General features: G+C 66.8%; 1 protein-coding gene. It reads right to left on the bottom strand.

Features of this window, described 5'->3' with window-relative positions; all coding sequences use genetic code 11:
* Positions 1-386: HAMP domain-containing protein (locus PUR53_RS00530; protein ID WP_329906998.1), on the bottom strand; the 386-nt coding region annotated here is incomplete at both ends.

The following is a 386-nucleotide window of genomic DNA, read 5'->3' as shown; positions in this document are numbered from 1 at the left end:
TTCTGGGAAAGGTCGCCCTGGGCCACCGCCGTGGCCACCTGGGCGATGTTGCGGACCTGGGAGGTGAGGTTGGCCCCCATGAAGTTCACGGAGTCCGTGAGGTCCCGCCAGGTGCCCTTCACGCCCTTGACGTCCGCCTGGCCGCCGAGGCGTCCCTCGGTGCCGACCTCGCGGGCGACGCGGGTGACCTCGTCGGCGAACGCGGAGAGCTGATCCACCATCGTGTTGATGGTGTTCTTCAACTCCAGGATCTCGCCACGGGCGTCGACCGTGATCTTCTGCGACAGATCGCCCTCGGCCACCGCCGTGGTCACCTGGGCGATGTTGCGGACCTGGGAAGTGAGGTTGCCCGCCATGAAGTTGACCGAATCGGTCAGGTCGCGCCA

Source organism: Streptomyces sp. SP18BB07 (genome assembly GCF_036322545.1).
GTDB classification, from domain to species: domain Bacteria; phylum Actinomycetota; class Actinomycetes; order Streptomycetales; family Streptomycetaceae; genus Streptomyces; species Streptomyces deccanensis.
This window is presented reverse-complemented; position numbering and strand designations above follow the sequence as displayed.